The following is a 15,612-nucleotide window of genomic DNA, read 5'->3' as shown; positions in this document are numbered from 1 at the left end:
GGAAGATCTAGGACGCCGTGGTCTTGCAGTAGTGCTTGTTACCAGATCGATCCATAGAAAATATCCTGATCAAAATCATCAGTCGATTCAATGTGTGGCGGAGCACAGAAACCAGCCAGTTGGTAACCAATCAAACCAACAGATTCATCGCACATTGGTTGAATGCGCCACTTAACGGATATTTTTCGACCGTTTCGCCACCCACGGGCACCCTTTCGTTTTGAAGCCCGCGGTTTCAACATTTCTCCTCTCAATGCTTGGCGACCTTTGGTCGTTCCAGGGCAGGTACCGCACCCTCCACCTCACCTGGATCGCCTTCTTCCTGACCTTCGTGGTCTGGTTCAACCTGGCCCCTCTGGCCACCACCGTGAAAGCGGATCTCGGATTGACCGTTGGTCAGATCCGCACCGTGGCCATCTGCAACGTGGCCCTCACCATTCCGGCTCGCGTGCTGATCGGCATGCTGCTGGACAAATTCGGGCCTCGGATCACCTACTCCAGCATCCTGGTTTTTTCGGTGATTCCCTGCCTGCTGTTTGCGTCCGCCCAGGACTTCAACCAGCTGGTGGTGGCGCGTCTGCTGCTCTCCATCGTCGGCGCCGGCTTCGTGATCGGCATCCGCATGGTGGCCGAATGGTTCCCGCCCAAGGAAATCGGCCTGGCTGAGGGCATCTATGGCGGCTGGGGCAACTTCGGCTCCGCCTTCTCGGCCCTCACCATGGTCGCCCTCGCCGGCTTCCTCTCCTTCTCCGGCGGCTTTGAACTGCCCACCGGTGCTGTTCTCAACTGGCGCGGTGCGATCGCGCTCACCGGCATCATCTCGGCGCTGTACGGCGTCTTCTACTTCTTCAACGTCACCGACACCCCCCCGGGCAAGACGTACCAGCGTCCGGAACGGACCGCTGGTCTGGAAGTGACCTCAATGCGCGATTTCTGGGGCCTGCTGGGCATGAATGTGCCCTTCGCCGCCATCCTTTGCGTGCTCTGCTGGCGCCTGCAGAAGGTGGGCTTCCTCACGCCGGCCACCTATCCCCTGGCCCTGGGTGCCGTGGCCGTCTGGTTCGCGTTCCAGACATGGGGCATCATCCGCACCAACCGCGAGCTGATCCTCGGCACCAAGGTCTACCCCAAGGAAGACCGCTATGAATTCCGCCAGGTGGCGATTCTCGAGCTCACCTACATCGTGAACTTCGGGTCCGAACTGGCCGTGGTGTCGATGCTGCCCACCTTCTTCGAAACCACCTTCGATCTGCCGAAGGCCACCGCCGGCATCCTGGCCTCCTGCTTCGCCTTTGTGAACCTGGTGGCCCGCCCCGCCGGTGGTCTGATCTCCGACAGCGTCGGCAGCCGCAAGAACACCATGGGCTTCCTCACCGCCGGCCTGGGCATCGGCTATCTGGTGATGAGCATGATCAAGCCGGGCACCTTCTCCGGTTCCACCGGCATCTTTGTGGCCGTGGTGATCACCATGCTCGCCTCCTTCTTCGTGCAGTCCGGTGAAGGCGCCACCTTCGCGCTGGTGCCCTTGGTCAAGCGCCGCGTCACCGGTCAGGTGGCTGGCCTGGTGGGCGCCTACGGCAACGTCGGCGCTGTGACCTACCTCACCATTTTCAGCCTGCTGCCGATGTGGATGGGCGGTGGCGGCGAACCCACCCCCGAGGTGATCGCGGCTTCCAACAGCGCCTTCTTCCAGATCCTGGGCGTGGCTGGACTGATCGTGGCCTTCTTCTGCTTCTTCTTCCTCAAGGAGCCCAAGGGTTCCTTCGCGGAACTCCACGAAGGCGAAGTGGCCTGAGCCACCTCCATCGGCAGCGATTGATCACTGCCCATCAGCCCGGGGCTTCGGCCCCGGGTTTCGTTCTTGATCCCTTGTCCAGATGAGCGACGGTCCCCGCAGCGTCCGCAGTCAGTGCCCGTACTGCGGTGTGGGCTGTGGCCTCGAACTCCTTCCACCGGCTGTGAAGGGCCAGGCGGTGAAGCGGGACGCCGAAGGCAACCCGATGTGGACCGCCCGTGGCGACCGGCAGCATCCCTCCAGCCTGGGACAGGTCTGCATCAAGGGGGCAACGGTCGGAGAGACCCTGGCCAGAGGTCGGCTGCGTCAGCCCCTGTTCCGCAGCAGCCTCGAGGACGACTTCGCCCCGATCAGCTGGGACGATGCTCTCGGTCGGATCACCGACCAGATCCGCAGCAGCGTGTCGAGGCGCGGCAACGCCGATGCCATCGCCATGTATGGCTCAGGGCAGTTCCACACCGAGGACTACTACCTCGCCCAGAAGCTGTTGAAGGGTGCGCTGGGCACCAACAATTTCGACGCGAACTCAAGGCTCTGCATGAGTTCGGCTGTGGCCGGCTACACCCGCAGCCTGGGATCGGACGGCCCTCCGTGCTGCTACGAGGATCTGGATCACTGCAGCGTGGCCTTCCTGATCGGCACCAACACGGCCGAATGCCACCCGGTGCTGTTCCAGCGACTGCTGAAACGCAGAAAACGCAATCCCGGCAGCGTGAAAATCGTGGTGGTGGACCCACGCCGCACCGACACCGCCAAAGCCGCCGACATTCACCTGCCGATCGCACCGGGCAGTGACCTGGCGCTGCTGCACGGGATCGCCCACCTCGTGCTGCGCGAGAACGGACAGGACGCCACGTTCATCGACGACCACACCGACAACTACGACGCCTTTTTCGACGTGGCTGCCCGCTGGACTCCGAGGCGGGTGGCCCGCTTCTGCCACATCCCCGAGAAACGTCTGCGGGAGGTGGCCGCTCTGTTTCACCGGCGCGAAACGGTGCTCAGCCTCTGGTCGATGGGGGTGAACCAGCGGCGGGAAGGCACCGCAGTGGTGGGCGGCCTGATCAACCTGCACCTGCTCACCGGCCAGATCGGCAAGCCGGGAGCTGGTCCGTTCTCGCTCACAGGCCAGCCGAATGCCATGGGTGGTCGCGAAGCCGGCGGACTGTCTCACCTGCTGCCCGGATATCGGCTGGTGACCAACACTGACCACCGCGCCGACGTGGAGAAGGCCTGGAACCTGCCGGCTGGCCGTATTTCCGCCAAACCAGGGCTGGCAGCCTGGCAGCAGGTGGAGGCGATGGAACGGGGCGAACTGGATCTCTGGTGGGTCGCCGCCACAAATCCACTGGTGAGCATGCCGGACCTGGACCGTGTGAAGGCCGCCATGGGGAACTGCCCCCTGGTGGTGGTGAGTGAGGCCTATGCCGATTCAGAGACCTCCCATTACGCCCACCTGCTGCTGCCCGCTGCCCAGTGGAGCGAAAAGGCCGGTGCCATGACCAATTCCGAACGGCGGGTGACCTACTGCCCGGCCTTCCGACGACCCTTCGGTGAGAGCCGTCCGGACTGGGACGTGTTTGCCGAGGTGGGTCGCCGGCTGGGCTACGCCGAGCAGTTCGGCTTCGAATCAGCGGCTGAGGTGTATGCGGAATTCACAACGCTCACCGCAGGCCGACTCTGTGATGTGAGTGGCCTCAGCCATGCCCTGCTCAACAATGAGGGACCTCAGCAGTGGCCCTTTCCCAGAGGCTGCAGGCCTGGCACTGAAGCGAAACGGCTGTACTGCGACCAGCATTTCGCCACCCCCAGCGGACGCGCTCGCTTCTGCACCGAGCAACCGCTCGGTCTGGCGGAACCGCCCTGCGACACCTACCCGCTGGTGCTCACAGTGGGGCGCTATCTGGGGCAGTGGCACACGATGACCCGCACCGGCAAGGTGGAACGGCTGCAGTCCATGCACCCGGAGCCGCTGCTGGAGATCCATCCGGAGGACGCGCAGGAGCTCAAGTTGCGTCACGGGGAGCTTGGAGCGATCAGCTCACGCCGCGGCCATCTCACCGCGACGGTTCACGTGACTGATCGCATCCGACGCGGCACCGTTTTCCTGCCGATGCACTGGGGCTTCACCCAGGAGAAGGCCTGTGAAGCCAACACCCTGATGCACGACCAGGCCTGTCCTGTGTCGAAGCAGCCGGAATTGAAGGCCTGCGCGGTGATCGTTGCCCCGGCCGTCTCCGTGGTGAAACCGATGGAGCAGGAGAAAGGACGGCTGGACGGGTTGCGCCGTCTGCTCACCCCAGCACTTCGCTGAGAGCAGCCTCGAGATTGTGGTGGTCATGCCCGGGCCGCACCAGCTTGCACAGGGCAAAGCGATCCAGCTCACTGATCGCTGCCCACTGCTGTGGCGTCAGGTCCACGCCCCTTGCCTCAGCAGCGCTGTGAATCTCATCCGGCAGCGCGGTTCCCTGCTGCCAGGGCTCATCGACAGCCGGCGGAAGATCTCTGACGATGCCATCGGCCATCTCCCGCGAAATGGTTCGCAGGTGCTGGCGCATCTGATCGAGAGCATCGGCGGCGTCTGACCAATCCACAAGGGCCTGGCGCTGACGCTGCGAAAGAGCGAGCCAATGGCTGAGCTTCAGCTTCACACCGACCAGATCCAGCTTGCGGCGCACGCAGAGAGGAATGCAGCGCCAAGTGCCGATGAAGTCCTGTTCGAAGGCAAAACAATGGCTGGCGGACATGCTGCTGCGGGCCATCAATCAAGCGCTGAACGGTGTCAATGATGACAACGAAGATGCAGGCGATCAGAGATGTTCAGGTTGTAACAACATTGCATCTGTGCGCTTCGCCATCTCCCTTGGAATGCTGCTCGGCATGTCACACGGTTGGGTGACCGCCGAAAGCAGAGCGCGGAATGAATCAGCCACCTTTGAAATTGTAAGAACCGTTAAATCCGCTACCAACTTCTCTCCATTCAGTAGCGGGGAACACCAATTGTTTCCATACTGAAACTCACATCCGTGAGGTTTCAGCCTTGACCAACAGTTTTGTCTCCACAGGCCGCAGCCCGATCACGGTGGCCGCCGGTTTCCTCGGAGCCTTCATCGTCGGTTCCCTGGCCGTTCAACTGGTCCGCAGCCAAACCAGCCTCATCCAGGGTGGTGCAGCAGCTGTTGAGCCTGTGATCGCCAGCCCCGCCACCCTCTGGTCCCCCCTCGGTGAGCGGGATGCCGTGGCAGGCAGCGTGGCAGCGATCCCGGAAGCACCGACGGTCACCATCAAACCGGTGGTCGGCTCCGAAGCCACGCTCTGGTCCACTCTCGGCGAACGCTGATTGACACCCCCGGCATGCCGGCCTGCATAGGGTGCCGGCATGCCGATGCAACGCCGAGAGCTGCTGAACGCCTGTGGGGGCCTCAGTGTGGCTGTGCTTGCAGGTGTGCAGGTGGCAGAAGCAGCTGAATCGAGGTTCTGCTCACCGGAGGATCCACTGCAGGCGCTGATGGAGGGCAACCGGCGCTTCAGCCGGGCCTGGCGGGACGCTGCGGCCAACCCCGCAACAGACCTCAGCGTTCAGCTCCACGGCAACCGCTGCTTCAATCCCCCTGGTGATCTGATCGATGGTCAACAGCCTTGGGCAACGGTGTTGACCTGCGCCGATTCGAGGGTCTCCCCCAGCTGGATCTTCGACACCACGCCCGGGGAACTGTTCGTGATCCGCAATGCAGGCAACACCGCCTTCACGGAAGCGATCGCCTCAGTTGAATACAGCGTCAGTGTCCTCAACACCCCCCTCGTGATGGTGATGGGCCACAGCGGCTGCGGTGCGGTGACCTCTGCCATGGGCGGTGATGATCTGTCGCCATCACTGGAACGACTGCTGAACCCGATCCGGGAGCAGATTTCGGACAGCACGACCCTCGATGAGGCGATCAGACGCAATGCGAGGGGAACCGCGGCAAAGCTTCTGAAACAGAGTGATCTGCTGAGTCAGGCGGAAGCTGACGGCCGCATGAGACTGGTGGTCAGTTGTTTCGACCTCACCAGCGGTGCGGTGATCCTGATCTGATGGCCGACGATCTCAGCCACCTCAACGAACAGGGCGAGGTGCGCATGGTGGAGGTGGGCGACCGGGCCGCCACCCGCCGCGAAGCGCATGCCAGCGGTGCGATCCGGATGATGGCCTCCACACTGGAGATGGTCCGCCGCGGCGAGACCCCCAAGGGAGATCTGCTCGCCGTGGCCAGGGTGGCTGCCATTCAGGCCGCGAAACGCACCTGGGAACTCATCCCTCTGTGCCATCCCCTGCCCCTGAGCGGCATGGAGGTGACCATCGAAGCCGACGAAGCGCTGCCTGGGCTGACCCTCAGCTGCCGTTGCCGCACGATCGGTCAGACCGGCGTCGAGATGGAAGCGATGACCGCCGTCTCCGTGGGTCTGCTGACGTTGTACGACATGCTCAAGTCCGTGGATCCAGGCATGACGATCGAAGCCGTCCGGTTGCAGCACAAGGATGGGGGGCGCAACGGTGCCTGGAGCCGCTGAGCCGTACGGCCGCGAAGGTCTGGGTCTCGCTGAGGCCCGTCAACGCGTGCTGGATGCGATCCGACCGCTGAACCGCAGCGAATCGCTGAAGCTGGCCGAGGCTCGCGGTCGCATCAGCGCTGAGACACTGCTCGCTCGGGAGTCGGTACCGGGCTTTCGAGCCTCGATCATGGACGGCTACGCCCTGGGGCAATCCAGCCAGCCCCAACCCGGAGAACGCTGGATCTTGAAGGGTCTCTCCGCCGCTGGCCAACCGTTCGACGGCAGCCTCGAAACCGGGGAGGCGATCCGGATTCTCACCGGCGCTGCGTTGCCCGATGGCGCCGACTGGGTCCTGCCACAGGAACTGGTCACCGTGTGCGGATCCGGCATCGCCCTGAACCAGGACGCCTCGGACAGGCCCTGGATCCGTGGTGTCGATGAAGAATGCGCTCAAGGGGACATCCTGCTGACCCCAGGGCAGCGCCTGGGACCGGCGGATCTGGGGCGCCTCGCAGGCTGCGGAGTCGCTGAGCTGAAGGTGTGGCAGCAGCCACGGATCGGCCTGCTGATCAGTGGAGATGAACTGGTGTCACCTGGGCGTGTCCGACCGAACGGCGCCATCTGGGAAAGCAACGGCACGCTGCTGGAGACGATGCTTCAGTCGCTCGGCCAGACCGTTCACCACCGCCGCGTGGTGCCGGATCAACCCGATGCCCTGCGACAGGCCCTCGGCGACCTTGCGATCACCTGCGATGCCGTCGTCAGCACGGGAGGTGTCTCTGCCGGCGACAGCGATTGGATCCGCCAACTTGCCGCCGAACTCGGCGAGGTGCACTTCTGGAAACTGTTCCTGCGGCCAGGTCGCCCCTTCGCCTTCGGCTGCCTGGGAGACGGCGTTCCCTTGTTCGGACTGCCCGGAAACCCTGTGGCAGCCGCGATCACCGCTCTGCAACTGCTGTGGCCAGCGCTCCAGAAACTGGAGGGACAAAGCGAACCGGAACTGTTTCCTCGTCTGCAGGTTGAACTGGCCGATCCGCTGGCACGTCGACCGGGCCGACCTGAGCTGGCAAGAGCCCGACTCGAGACCCAAGACGATGGAACCCTTCTGGCAAGGGTGAATGGGTCTCAGGCGTCCTCCCGCATCGGGTCACTCCAACAGGCGGATCTGCTGCTGGAGATTCCTGCTGATGCAGATCACCTGGAATCCGGCACACGCCTCTGGGCTCAGCTGCTGCGACCCAGGCTGTTCTGAAAACGACGTCGTTCCCAGGTGATCAGCCGACCATCGGCATCCACCTGAATGCTGATCTGCTGGAACAACTCAGCACTGAGCAGGCCTCCGATCTCGAGCTGAAAAGCGCCTCCCGGAAGCTCCTCAGGGACGGAGAAGACCAGACCATCCGGCATGACGGCAGAGCAGGAGGAGCGCAGCAGTTGCTCTGGCGCAAACGTCGTTGAACCGAGCAAACGCACACGACCGTCGGTTCCCTGCTGAGGCCTGAGTTGTTCCGCAGTCCCCCGCCAACCCCTCAGCGGTTCCAGCAGCGCCGCCGCCGAATCAGGAACGGGTCGCACCTGTTCCATCTCCATGGACTGGCGGCACCGGAAAGCAACCGCACCAACCGTGTGCAGACACCAATGGCTATCCGTCCACTCCCAGAGCAGCACCAGCATCGAGCGGGAACGGCCGCTGAACAGATTGATCTCATGACCAAAGCGAGGCCGCTGCGGGTCCAGCGACAGGCTGGATTGCCCACCGGCCCCCTGAAACTGCCAGCACCCCCCGCCGGCGTTGTACGACGCCCGGCTGATGGCATAACTGGCGTGGCCACCCTTGGCGAACATCAAACCTGACCCGTCCCATCGTCCGTTGTCGTCGTCTGGGAATGAGATGCGGTAGCGCGTTGGGTCGATCACACGATTCGGCGAGGCGAGATCCAAGCGTCCCGCTGCATCGCGACCAAACCAGGCGCCCCGTCCCTGCCAATCGCCCGCGAAATTGAGCCGGTTCAGCGTCCATTGATCAGTCATGGCTCTGGCGACAGTCCCCTGGCTCTGGAATCTGAAGCCCACAGCGATGTGTTGCTGTTCAGCCAGACCCCCTGATCACCGCACCATTCCCGCTTCCAGAACGGAGCCCGGTGCTTGAGCTCCTCCAACAGATCCGCAGCGCAGCGCTGAGCTGGACCGCGATGATCCGCCTCCACCGCGACCAACACGATCGGCTCACCCGGCGACAAGCGGCCCACCCGATGCAGCACCAACACCCGGTCTGCTGCGTGGGTCTGCCGCAACCGCTCCGCCATCGCCTCAAGCAACCGCTCACACAGGCCGGGGTAATGCTCAAGTTCGAGAGCCTGCAGAACGCGACCATCCATGGCCGTCGCCCGGACCCGACCGATGAACACCGCACTGGCCGCAGCATGCCCACCCCAGACAGACAGCTCCTGCCAGGGATCGAAGGCGGCCATGCGGATCTCAACCTGAACGGTGGCCATGGTTCACCCCCCCGTGAACGGGGGCAGAAAGGCCAGTTCATCCCCGGCTTTGAGCCGCTGATCGGCATCCACCAGCTGCTGATTCACGGCAATGCTGATCCCCAGAAGCGGACCCAGGTGCAGACCCTCCCAAACCTGCCGCGCCGTCGGCGACTCCGACGGCAACGGCAGCGTCCGCTCCTCCCAACCGGCCCGTTCCCGCAGTGAGGCGAACAGCAACACCCGCAGCACCCTGGCCTTCTCATCTGATGCGGTTCTAGCGTCCGGGCTCTGCACCGCTGTGCCTTGGGCCTTTCCATCGCCCTGCTCACCATCTCCGACACGCGTTCCCTCGCCGATGACGCCAGCGGTGATCACCTGCAGAACAGCCTGGAAGCCGCCGGCCATCGGCTCAAAGAGCGAGCTCTCTGCCCCGATGACCGCTATCGGATCCGAGCGGAACTGAGCCGCTGGATCGCCGATGCCGATGTCGACGTGGTGATCAGCAGCGGCGGTACCGGGCTGACCGGCCGAGATGGCACACCGGAGGCCGTCGCCCCCCTGCTGGACAAAACAATCGACGGCTTTGGCGAACTGTTCCGGGTGCTGTCCTTCCAGAGCATCGGCACGAGCACATTGCAAAGCCGATGTCTGGCCGGCGTCGCCAACGGCACGTTCGTCTTCGTGCTGCCGGGATCTCTGGATGCGGTCACAACAGCCTGGGACCGCTTGATCCGCGCTCAGCTGGATCCGCAAACCCGCCCCTGCAACCTGGCTCAGCTGCGAACCCGTCTGCGGGAATGAAGGCCCAGCGCCTCAGAACGGGATCGGCATGGTGACCGCTGCAGGCACTGGCATGCAGGCCTCCACCTGGTGATCAATCATCTCGCCGATCACAACGATCGACGGGGATTTGAACTGCTGGGAGCGGGTCTCGGCTGCGACCTGCGCCAGAGGTGCCCTCAGACACCGCTGGCCGGAGACAGTTCCCTGCTGGATCACAGCAACCGGGGTCTCCGCCGACAGACCACCGAGCATCAGCTCCTCAGCGATGCGCGGCAGGTTGTGAAGACCCATGTAGATCACCAATCCATCACTGGCTGTTGCCAGTGCACGCCAGTTCACCGACGGACGACGCTTATCGATCTCCTCATGGCCGGTGACAAAGGTGACGGAGGAACCTGCCCGACGATGGGTCACGGGAATTCCGGCATAGGCCGGAGCAGCGATGCCGGCCGTGACCCCTGGAACCACCTGCACAGGAATGCCGCGGTCGGCGAGGTAAGCGGCCTCTTCCCCACCCCGACCGAACAGAAAGGGGTCGCCTCCCTTGAGCCGGACCACAACAGCGTGCCTCTGGGCCATTTCCAGCAGCACGGCGTTGGTGCTGGGCTGCGGAACCGAATGGTGGCCACGCCGTTTACCGACGAAACGGCGCTCGCAGCTCTCCGGCACGAGATCAAGCACCTCCTCCGGCACCAGCGAGTCATAGACCAGCGCATCACAACGGCTCAGAAGACGCTGAGCCTTGACGGTGAGCAGCTCCGGATCACCGGGGCCAGCTCCGACCAGATAAACGGTTCCTGGATGTTCAGCGGTCGTCACGGCAGAGCAGCTAACAGTTCGATCAGGGCCTGACGAGTCAGGGAATGCTCGAGGAGGGGGGGTAGCCCACCAGCCTCGCGCAGGGCTTCCGTCATCCGATTCGGAGCCAGTGTCAGAGGCAGAGGCTGAGCCTCGGGATCGGTCTTTCGATGATCCTCCAGGCGGTCAAACGGCAGCAACGGCAACCCGAGCCGGTCCGTCAACCCGGCCAGGAAACGATCGGCAACTCCAGAACGCAAAGGGTGGTGAACAAGAACAGGCCGCTTGGAGTCAAGTCCAGCCAGCGCAGCCGCGACTGCATCCCACCAGTGGTGCCAGGCACCGAGGAAGGGAAGCATGGTGACCTCCTTCCCTTCAGCCCTCAGGCGCTGACGGATGGCAGGAGCATCGATGCGCGCATGGGCACCGGGCCAGAGCAGAAGAGGAACCAGCCAGGTGCTCGCAGTCGGACAGGGTTCAGGAGCTTCGGCCGTCAGCACTTCCAACTGAACGGGAGAGGATCGTCGCTGCTGAAGCACCGCGACCAGCGTGGTCAGGCAGACAGGCACTTCACCGCCGCTGCGGCCATGCACCACCAGGCGCAGCGCGCGCGAGGAACGGGCCGAAGACTTGTTCCGTAGCAACGGCCACGGATTGATGGCCATGCCGACTGATGTCATCGGAGTGTTCTGAACTCTGCCGGGTCCATGGCGCCTCGACGCAACGTCAATCGTGCTGCATTGGAGAGCCGTTCCTACCGGGAACCGCTGGAACGGGGTGACACCAGGTACAGCCCCAGGAACCGAGACGCGTTCAGACGCAGCGAACTTGACAGGGATTTCGCCGCGATGAAGCGTGTCTGGCAAATGCTCCGAGCTGGCGCTGTGCGGATGGTTGGCGAAGTCGGACGCCAATACTGACTCACAGGAAGAAAGTCTTTTACGGCTCGACGGGAGTCACAGGATGTAGCGAAGACAACAAATCGAACAGGCAAGGCAGTTTCAACACTCTCCGCAAAAACTGTTCGATTCGATACGGACCAAGCCTGGATTACAGGCGTTAATTCCATAGTCCCAGCACTCCCTTCTTTTTGAAGTGCTGCAGGTCTTCGGGCCATTTCAGCTGATCAGCGCTTTCTATCTGAGCGATCAGTCCGCCCTATCCTTACAAAGCTCATGACCATCAGCTCTCCTTCCAGGCCGTATCTGGATGGCAAGAAGCTCAACAAAATCGAGCAGAACAAGGCTGCCAAAGACGGTTTGCTTGTCGGCAGCGAGATTGAAAAATTTGCCGAGCTTGGTTGGGAACAGGTTGATGAAACAGATTTGCAATTACGCCTGAAGTGGTTCGGCATGTTCTGGCGTCCGAAGACACCGGGCAAGTTCATGTTGCGCCTGCGGGTTCCGAATGGAGTGTTATCGGCGCATCAACTGCGAATCGTCGCCTCCATCGTTGAACGCTACGGAGAGCAGGGCAGTTGCGACATCACCACCCGACAGAACCTCCAGCTTCGAGGTGTGCTGCTGGGGGACCTTCCTGAAATTCTGAAACGACTCAAGGAAGCAGGCCTCAGCACCATTCAATCCGGCTTCGACAATCCCAGAAACGTCACCGGAAACCCCATCGCCGGCATCGACCCCAACGAAATCGTTGATACCAGGCCATACACGTCGGAGTTGCAGAATTTTCTCACCAACAACTGCGAGGGAAACCCCGAATTCTCCAACCTTCCGCGCAAGTGGAATACAGCTGTTGCCGGTGCCAAGGATAATTTTCTCCTTCACAACGACATTGTTTTTCACCCTGTGGAAAAGGATGGCGTCATGGGATTCGGAGTCTGGATCGGCGGAGTGCTGTCCTCTCAGATGAATGCCTATGCCATTCCACTGAATGCCTGGGTGAAGCCGGATCAGATTTGCGCCATGACGGATGCCGTGATCAAAATCTGGCGCGACAACGGTGAACGCGACAAACGTCCGAAAGGACGCTTCCGTCTCTATCTGGATCAGGTCGGTCTGGAAGCGTTCCGCGTCATGGTCGAGGAACGCTTCGGACCCCTCACGCCCGACCCTGGTTCCGTTTTCGACACCACACCACGGTCCCATTACGGCATCCATCCTCAGAAACAGGACGGCCTGTCCTTTGCAGGTGTGCATGTTCCGGTCGGGCGCCTGAAAGCACAGGATCTGCAGAATCTGGCCACAGCAAGCCTTGATTACGGCAGCGGTGAAGTGCGCCTCACCGAAGACCAGAACGTGATCTTCGTGGGACTTTCCACCGACAGAATCGACGCCTTCAAGGCCGATCCTCTGCTGCAGCGGTTCCCGCTTCAGCCCGGCACGATCGCCGCCGGAACGGTGTCCTGCACCGGCAGCACCTACTGCGGATTCGCCCTCACAAACACCAAGGACCAGGCACTTGCAGCCGCTCAGGAACTTGACCAGGAACTGGATCTTCCCGAAGAGCTGAAGATCCACTGGACGGGATGCCCGAACACCTGCGGCCAGGCCTACATGGGTGCCATCGGTCTCACCGGCACCAAGGCCAAGAACAGCGACGGAGAGATGGGAGAGGGCTACACCCTGACGCTCGGCGGCTCTCAGGGTCCGAACCCTGCCATCGGAGAAATCCACCGAAAAGCAATTCCAGCCGATGAGGTCAAAGCCGTCCTGAAGGAGGTGCTGATCGAACAGTTCGGTGCCACGCCACGGAACTGATCGATGCCTCAACGCCGTGGCGCTTCCTTTTGAAGCCACGGCTCAACCTCTCGACCACTCCCCCCTCCCCCCTCTTCCATGGCTAACCGCAGCGATTTTTTCTCTCGTTTCGTCAACTGGCTGAGCGCCAGCGGTCGGGACGGAGCCTCCATCAATCGTCAGGGCGGCAGCTCTGATCCGTTCTCCCGCCTGATGAATCACATCAGCGGCTGAATCCAAACCTTTCAATCACCTTCCACACTGATTCGATGGACTACGTCCTTCCCAATGAGCTCGTTGATGGCATGATCGCCGCCGGCGGCAAGAAATCAACGGTCAGCATCAAGAACCTGCTGATCCGTGGCTTCTACTCCGGAGCCATTCTTGGACTGGCTGTGATCCTTGCTCTCACAGTCGGCATCCTCACCAAGCTTCCTTTCGTCGGCTCTCTGTTGTTCCCCTTCGGGTTCGCCAGCATTGTTCTGTTCGGAATGGAACTGGTCACCGGCAACTTCGCCCTGCTTCCCATGGCGACATGGGCAGGGAAAAGTTCCTGGCCCGCCACGTTCCGCAACTGGATCTGGGTGTGGATCGGCAACTGGATCGGCACCGCTGTTGTGGCACTGATCATGGCCATCAGCCTGACCAGCGGCACCATGGACGGCGCGGCAGACAACGTCGGACCACCGATCTGGGACGCCGTGGCTCAGAAAATCATTGCTCTCAACCAGATCAACGTCGAAAAGAAATACGAGGCTCTCGGCAGCATGGGCTTCTTCCTTGCCTTTCTCAGGGGAGTCGTGGCCAACTGGCTGGTCTGCCTCGGCGTCACCATGGCCCTGGTGAGCAAGAGCGTCCCCGGCAAAATCCTGGCCTGCTGGCTTCCGATCACAGCGTTCCAATCGATGGGCATGGAGCACATCGTTGTGAACCAGTTCCTTCATACCGCAGGTCCGATTCTTGGATCGGGAGTGCCATTCACCAAGGTGATCTTCTGGAATTTCCTTCCGGTCACCATCGGAAACATCGTTGGCGGCATGGTGTTCATCGGCATGCTCTTCTACAGCACGCACCGCACCACCATGGAGAACGTGCTTCCCACAGAGCACGATGACAAACTCGAACGTGAACTGGCTGCTGAGCTGGGAGCTCGCTGAATCAACTGATGAGCTTGGACGAAGCCGCTCTTTGGGAGCGACTCGCGCAATCACGACGGGCTCCTCTGGAGCCTGACTGGCTGGGGGGGGTGTACTCCCCCAGCCTTTCTGCTGAGCTGCGCTGGGCCCTCTGCGAAAAACTTGGAATGCTGGCGGAACGTGGCTGGCCGGAGATCGAGCAGCTTCTGCAGAGCCACGGGGCTCAGAAAGAGCTGGTGATGGCAGCTGGTCTTTGCCACCAGACCCAAGCACGGGATTGGCTGCTCACCATGCTGGACAACGCATCGGATGACGACGATGACAACTTGGTTGTCGTTCAGGCACTGGGATGCTGGGGATCTGAGATTCCAGGCTCGGTGATCAGCCGTTGCCTGAACCATCCCGGCCAGCAGCAGCGCCTTGCCGGTTTGCAACTGTTGAGCTTTCGGGCACACCGTCTCAGCGACAGCGAACTGTTGACGTTCTGCGACGGTGCGATCAGGGATTTTCGAGATCCCGTGGTGGTGGCGGCCATCCGCGTTCTTCAGCGCCGTGATGGTGAATCGATCAGCGCCCGCCTGGCAGAAATCTGCCAATACGGATCCATCACTGGAGCAGATGCAGCCTTCCGCGCTCTTGGTTGCATCGCCACTCCGGCGAGTCGGCACCACTTGATGGAGTTAAGCCAGACCCTTGAAGATGATGAACGTCGTGAACTCGCAAGTCGCGAGCTGAAGCAGCAATTCCGACAATAAAAAAGGGCTCAGCGATGCTGAGCCCTGGTCGATAAACCCCCTCAATCAACCGTTGATCACCACTTCTTATAAGGCAGGAACTTCCCGCACATGGTGATCTCCACGCGATCACCCTTGGGATCTTCGACTTTTTCCACATCCAAGGTGAAATCAATAGCACTCATGATGCCATCACCGAACTTTTCCTGAATCACATCTTTCAAAGGCATTCCATAAACCTGCATGATTTCATAAAAGCGATAAATCAGCGGGTCAGTCGGAATCACCGGTTCGAGACTTCCCTTGGTGGGGAACTCCTGGATCGCAGCAGTCATTGCCGGGTCGAGAGAGAGCAGTTCTGCCAGCTTCTCAGCCTCTTCTTTCGATGCAGTCGCTTGTCCATAAAACAGAGAGGCCACCCAAACCTCATCGAGACCCATGGCCGCCTCGAGATCAGCGAAGCTGAGACCCTTGGCTTTCTTGGCAGCCATCAAAGTGGCCGTCACCGTGGCCTGCGTGGGCGCGGCCAGCGACGGGGTGGACATGGCGGAAACAGTCATGCTTAAGAGAAACAACAGTGCACTGCTTCAATGCAGCATTCCAAGGTGGAATGTCTCAGCAGCGGCTCGACTGTTGCGTCATCATTGATCCCAAAAT

Annotated in this window: 19 protein-coding genes; 12 read left to right on the top strand and 7 right to left on the bottom strand. The window is 61.6% G+C overall.

Translation table 11 applies throughout. The annotated features are described in order from the left end of the window. The first annotated feature begins 253 nt into the window (after nucleotides 1-253). Both ACJ0G7_RS07390 and ACJ0G7_RS07385 read left to right on the top strand, forming a co-directional pair. Nucleotides 254-1,795 carry a NarK family nitrate/nitrite MFS transporter gene (locus tag ACJ0G7_RS07390; protein WP_407395578.1) on the top strand — a complete coding sequence of 514 codons (1,542 nt, stop codon included), beginning with the start codon at nucleotides 254-256 and terminating at the stop codon, nucleotides 1,793-1,795. 82 nt (nucleotides 1,796-1,877) lie between these two features. Then, nucleotides 1,878-4,109, top strand: coding sequence for a nitrate reductase (locus tag ACJ0G7_RS07385; protein ID WP_407395577.1), 2,232 nt, complete (start codon nucleotides 1,878-1,880; stop codon nucleotides 4,107-4,109). Here the strand turns inward: ACJ0G7_RS07385 and ACJ0G7_RS07380 are convergent. Beyond that, nucleotides 4,090-4,557, bottom strand: a complete 468-nt coding sequence (locus ACJ0G7_RS07380) for a nitrate reductase associated protein (protein WP_407395576.1) — start codon at nucleotides 4,555-4,557, stop codon at nucleotides 4,090-4,092. The two genes, ACJ0G7_RS07385 and ACJ0G7_RS07380, sit on opposite strands and share 20 nt — an antisense overlap. Here ACJ0G7_RS07380 and ACJ0G7_RS07375 point away from each other — a divergent pair. From ACJ0G7_RS07375 to glp, 5 genes are read left to right on the top strand one after another with little or no spacing between them, the layout of a single operon-like run. Continuing rightward, nucleotides 4,541-4,810 (top strand): hypothetical protein, encoded by a 270-nt coding sequence (locus ACJ0G7_RS07375; RefSeq protein ID WP_407395575.1) that lies wholly within the window; start codon nucleotides 4,541-4,543, stop codon nucleotides 4,808-4,810. The genes ACJ0G7_RS07380 and ACJ0G7_RS07375 overlap by 17 nt on opposite strands. A 25-nt stretch (nucleotides 4,811-4,835) precedes the next feature. Further along, nucleotides 4,836-5,135, top strand: coding sequence for a hypothetical protein (locus ACJ0G7_RS07370; protein WP_043693810.1), 300 nt, complete (start codon nucleotides 4,836-4,838; stop codon nucleotides 5,133-5,135). A 39-nt stretch (nucleotides 5,136-5,174) separates the two neighbouring features. Continuing rightward, the gene (locus ACJ0G7_RS07365; protein ID WP_407395573.1) at nucleotides 5,175-5,870 is read left to right on the top strand and encodes a carbonic anhydrase; all 696 of its coding nucleotides are present in this window, start codon (nucleotides 5,175-5,177) and stop codon (nucleotides 5,868-5,870) included. Next, nucleotides 5,870-6,346, top strand: a complete 477-nt coding sequence (gene moaC / locus ACJ0G7_RS07360) for a cyclic pyranopterin monophosphate synthase MoaC (protein ID WP_043693816.1) — start codon at nucleotides 5,870-5,872, stop codon at nucleotides 6,344-6,346. The genes ACJ0G7_RS07365 and moaC overlap by 1 nt, the downstream gene beginning before the upstream one ends. Then, nucleotides 6,330-7,580 (top strand): gephyrin-like molybdotransferase Glp, encoded by a 1,251-nt coding sequence (gene glp, locus ACJ0G7_RS07355; protein WP_407395870.1) that lies wholly within the window; start codon nucleotides 6,330-6,332, stop codon nucleotides 7,578-7,580. The genes moaC and glp overlap by 17 nt, the downstream gene beginning before the upstream one ends. Here the strand turns inward: glp and ACJ0G7_RS07350 are convergent. Genes ACJ0G7_RS07350 through ACJ0G7_RS07340 form a run of 3 tightly spaced genes read right to left on the bottom strand, consistent with a single transcriptional unit; the run spans nucleotide 7,553 to nucleotide 9,102 of the window. Then, nucleotides 7,553-8,359 (bottom strand): hypothetical protein, encoded by an 807-nt coding sequence (locus tag ACJ0G7_RS07350; RefSeq protein WP_407395571.1) that lies wholly within the window; start codon nucleotides 8,357-8,359, stop codon nucleotides 7,553-7,555. The two genes, glp and ACJ0G7_RS07350, sit on opposite strands and share 28 nt — an antisense overlap. After that, nucleotides 8,356-8,826 (bottom strand): molybdopterin synthase catalytic subunit, encoded by a 471-nt coding sequence (locus ACJ0G7_RS07345; protein ID WP_407395569.1) that lies wholly within the window; start codon nucleotides 8,824-8,826, stop codon nucleotides 8,356-8,358. The genes ACJ0G7_RS07350 and ACJ0G7_RS07345 overlap by 4 nt, the downstream gene beginning before the upstream one ends. 3 nt (nucleotides 8,827-8,829) lie before the next feature. Then, entirely contained in the window at nucleotides 8,830-9,102 is a 273-nt protein-coding gene (locus ACJ0G7_RS07340; protein WP_253912732.1) for a MoaD/ThiS family protein, read from the bottom strand. A gap of 9 nt (nucleotides 9,103-9,111) precedes the next feature. Between ACJ0G7_RS07340 and moaB the strand changes: the two genes are divergently transcribed. Further along, nucleotides 9,112-9,609 (top strand): molybdenum cofactor biosynthesis protein B, encoded by a 498-nt coding sequence (gene moaB / locus ACJ0G7_RS07335; RefSeq protein ID WP_407395567.1) that lies wholly within the window; start codon nucleotides 9,112-9,114, stop codon nucleotides 9,607-9,609. A 12-nt stretch (nucleotides 9,610-9,621) separates the two neighbouring features. On the opposite strand, the gene cobA is transcribed toward moaB, so the two are convergent. Then, the gene (cobA, locus tag ACJ0G7_RS07330; protein ID WP_407395565.1) at nucleotides 9,622-10,410 is read right to left on the bottom strand and encodes a uroporphyrinogen-III C-methyltransferase; all 789 of its coding nucleotides are present in this window, start codon (nucleotides 10,408-10,410) and stop codon (nucleotides 9,622-9,624) included. Next, entirely contained in the window at nucleotides 10,407-11,054 is a 648-nt protein-coding gene (locus ACJ0G7_RS07325; protein ID WP_407395563.1) for a DNA mismatch repair protein MutS, read from the bottom strand. Before ACJ0G7_RS07325 ends, cobA begins: the two co-directional genes overlap by 4 nt. 510 nt (nucleotides 11,055-11,564) lie before the next feature. Between ACJ0G7_RS07325 and ACJ0G7_RS07320 the strand changes: the two genes are divergently transcribed. From ACJ0G7_RS07320 to ACJ0G7_RS07305, 4 genes are all read left to right on the top strand, one after another. Continuing rightward, the gene (locus ACJ0G7_RS07320) at nucleotides 11,565-13,106 is read left to right on the top strand and encodes a ferredoxin--nitrite reductase (protein ID WP_407395561.1); all 1,542 of its coding nucleotides are present in this window, start codon (nucleotides 11,565-11,567) and stop codon (nucleotides 13,104-13,106) included. A 78-nt stretch (nucleotides 13,107-13,184) separates the two neighbouring features. Next, the gene (locus ACJ0G7_RS07315) at nucleotides 13,185-13,319 is read left to right on the top strand and encodes a hypothetical protein (RefSeq protein WP_043693838.1); all 135 of its coding nucleotides are present in this window, start codon (nucleotides 13,185-13,187) and stop codon (nucleotides 13,317-13,319) included. A 35-nt stretch (nucleotides 13,320-13,354) separates the two neighbouring features. Continuing rightward, nucleotides 13,355-14,242, top strand: a complete 888-nt coding sequence (locus ACJ0G7_RS07310; protein WP_043693841.1) for a formate/nitrite transporter family protein — start codon at nucleotides 13,355-13,357, stop codon at nucleotides 14,240-14,242. A gap of 8 nt (nucleotides 14,243-14,250) precedes the next feature. Continuing rightward, nucleotides 14,251-14,976, top strand: coding sequence for a phage capsid protein (locus ACJ0G7_RS07305; RefSeq protein WP_043693843.1), 726 nt, complete (start codon nucleotides 14,251-14,253; stop codon nucleotides 14,974-14,976). Nucleotides 14,977-15,032: 56 nt separating this feature from the next. On the opposite strand, the gene cynS is transcribed toward ACJ0G7_RS07305, so the two are convergent. Continuing rightward, nucleotides 15,033-15,485, bottom strand: a complete 453-nt coding sequence (cynS, locus tag ACJ0G7_RS07300) for a cyanase (protein ID WP_371257669.1) — start codon at nucleotides 15,483-15,485, stop codon at nucleotides 15,033-15,035. Nucleotides 15,486-15,612: the final 127 nt, after the last annotated feature.

Source organism: Parasynechococcus sp., assembly GCF_045559935.1.
Lineage (GTDB): Bacteria > Cyanobacteriota > Cyanobacteriia > PCC-6307 > Cyanobiaceae > Parasynechococcus.
Note: the sequence above shows the minus strand (reverse complement) of the source record. Positions and strands in the feature narration are given on the sequence as shown.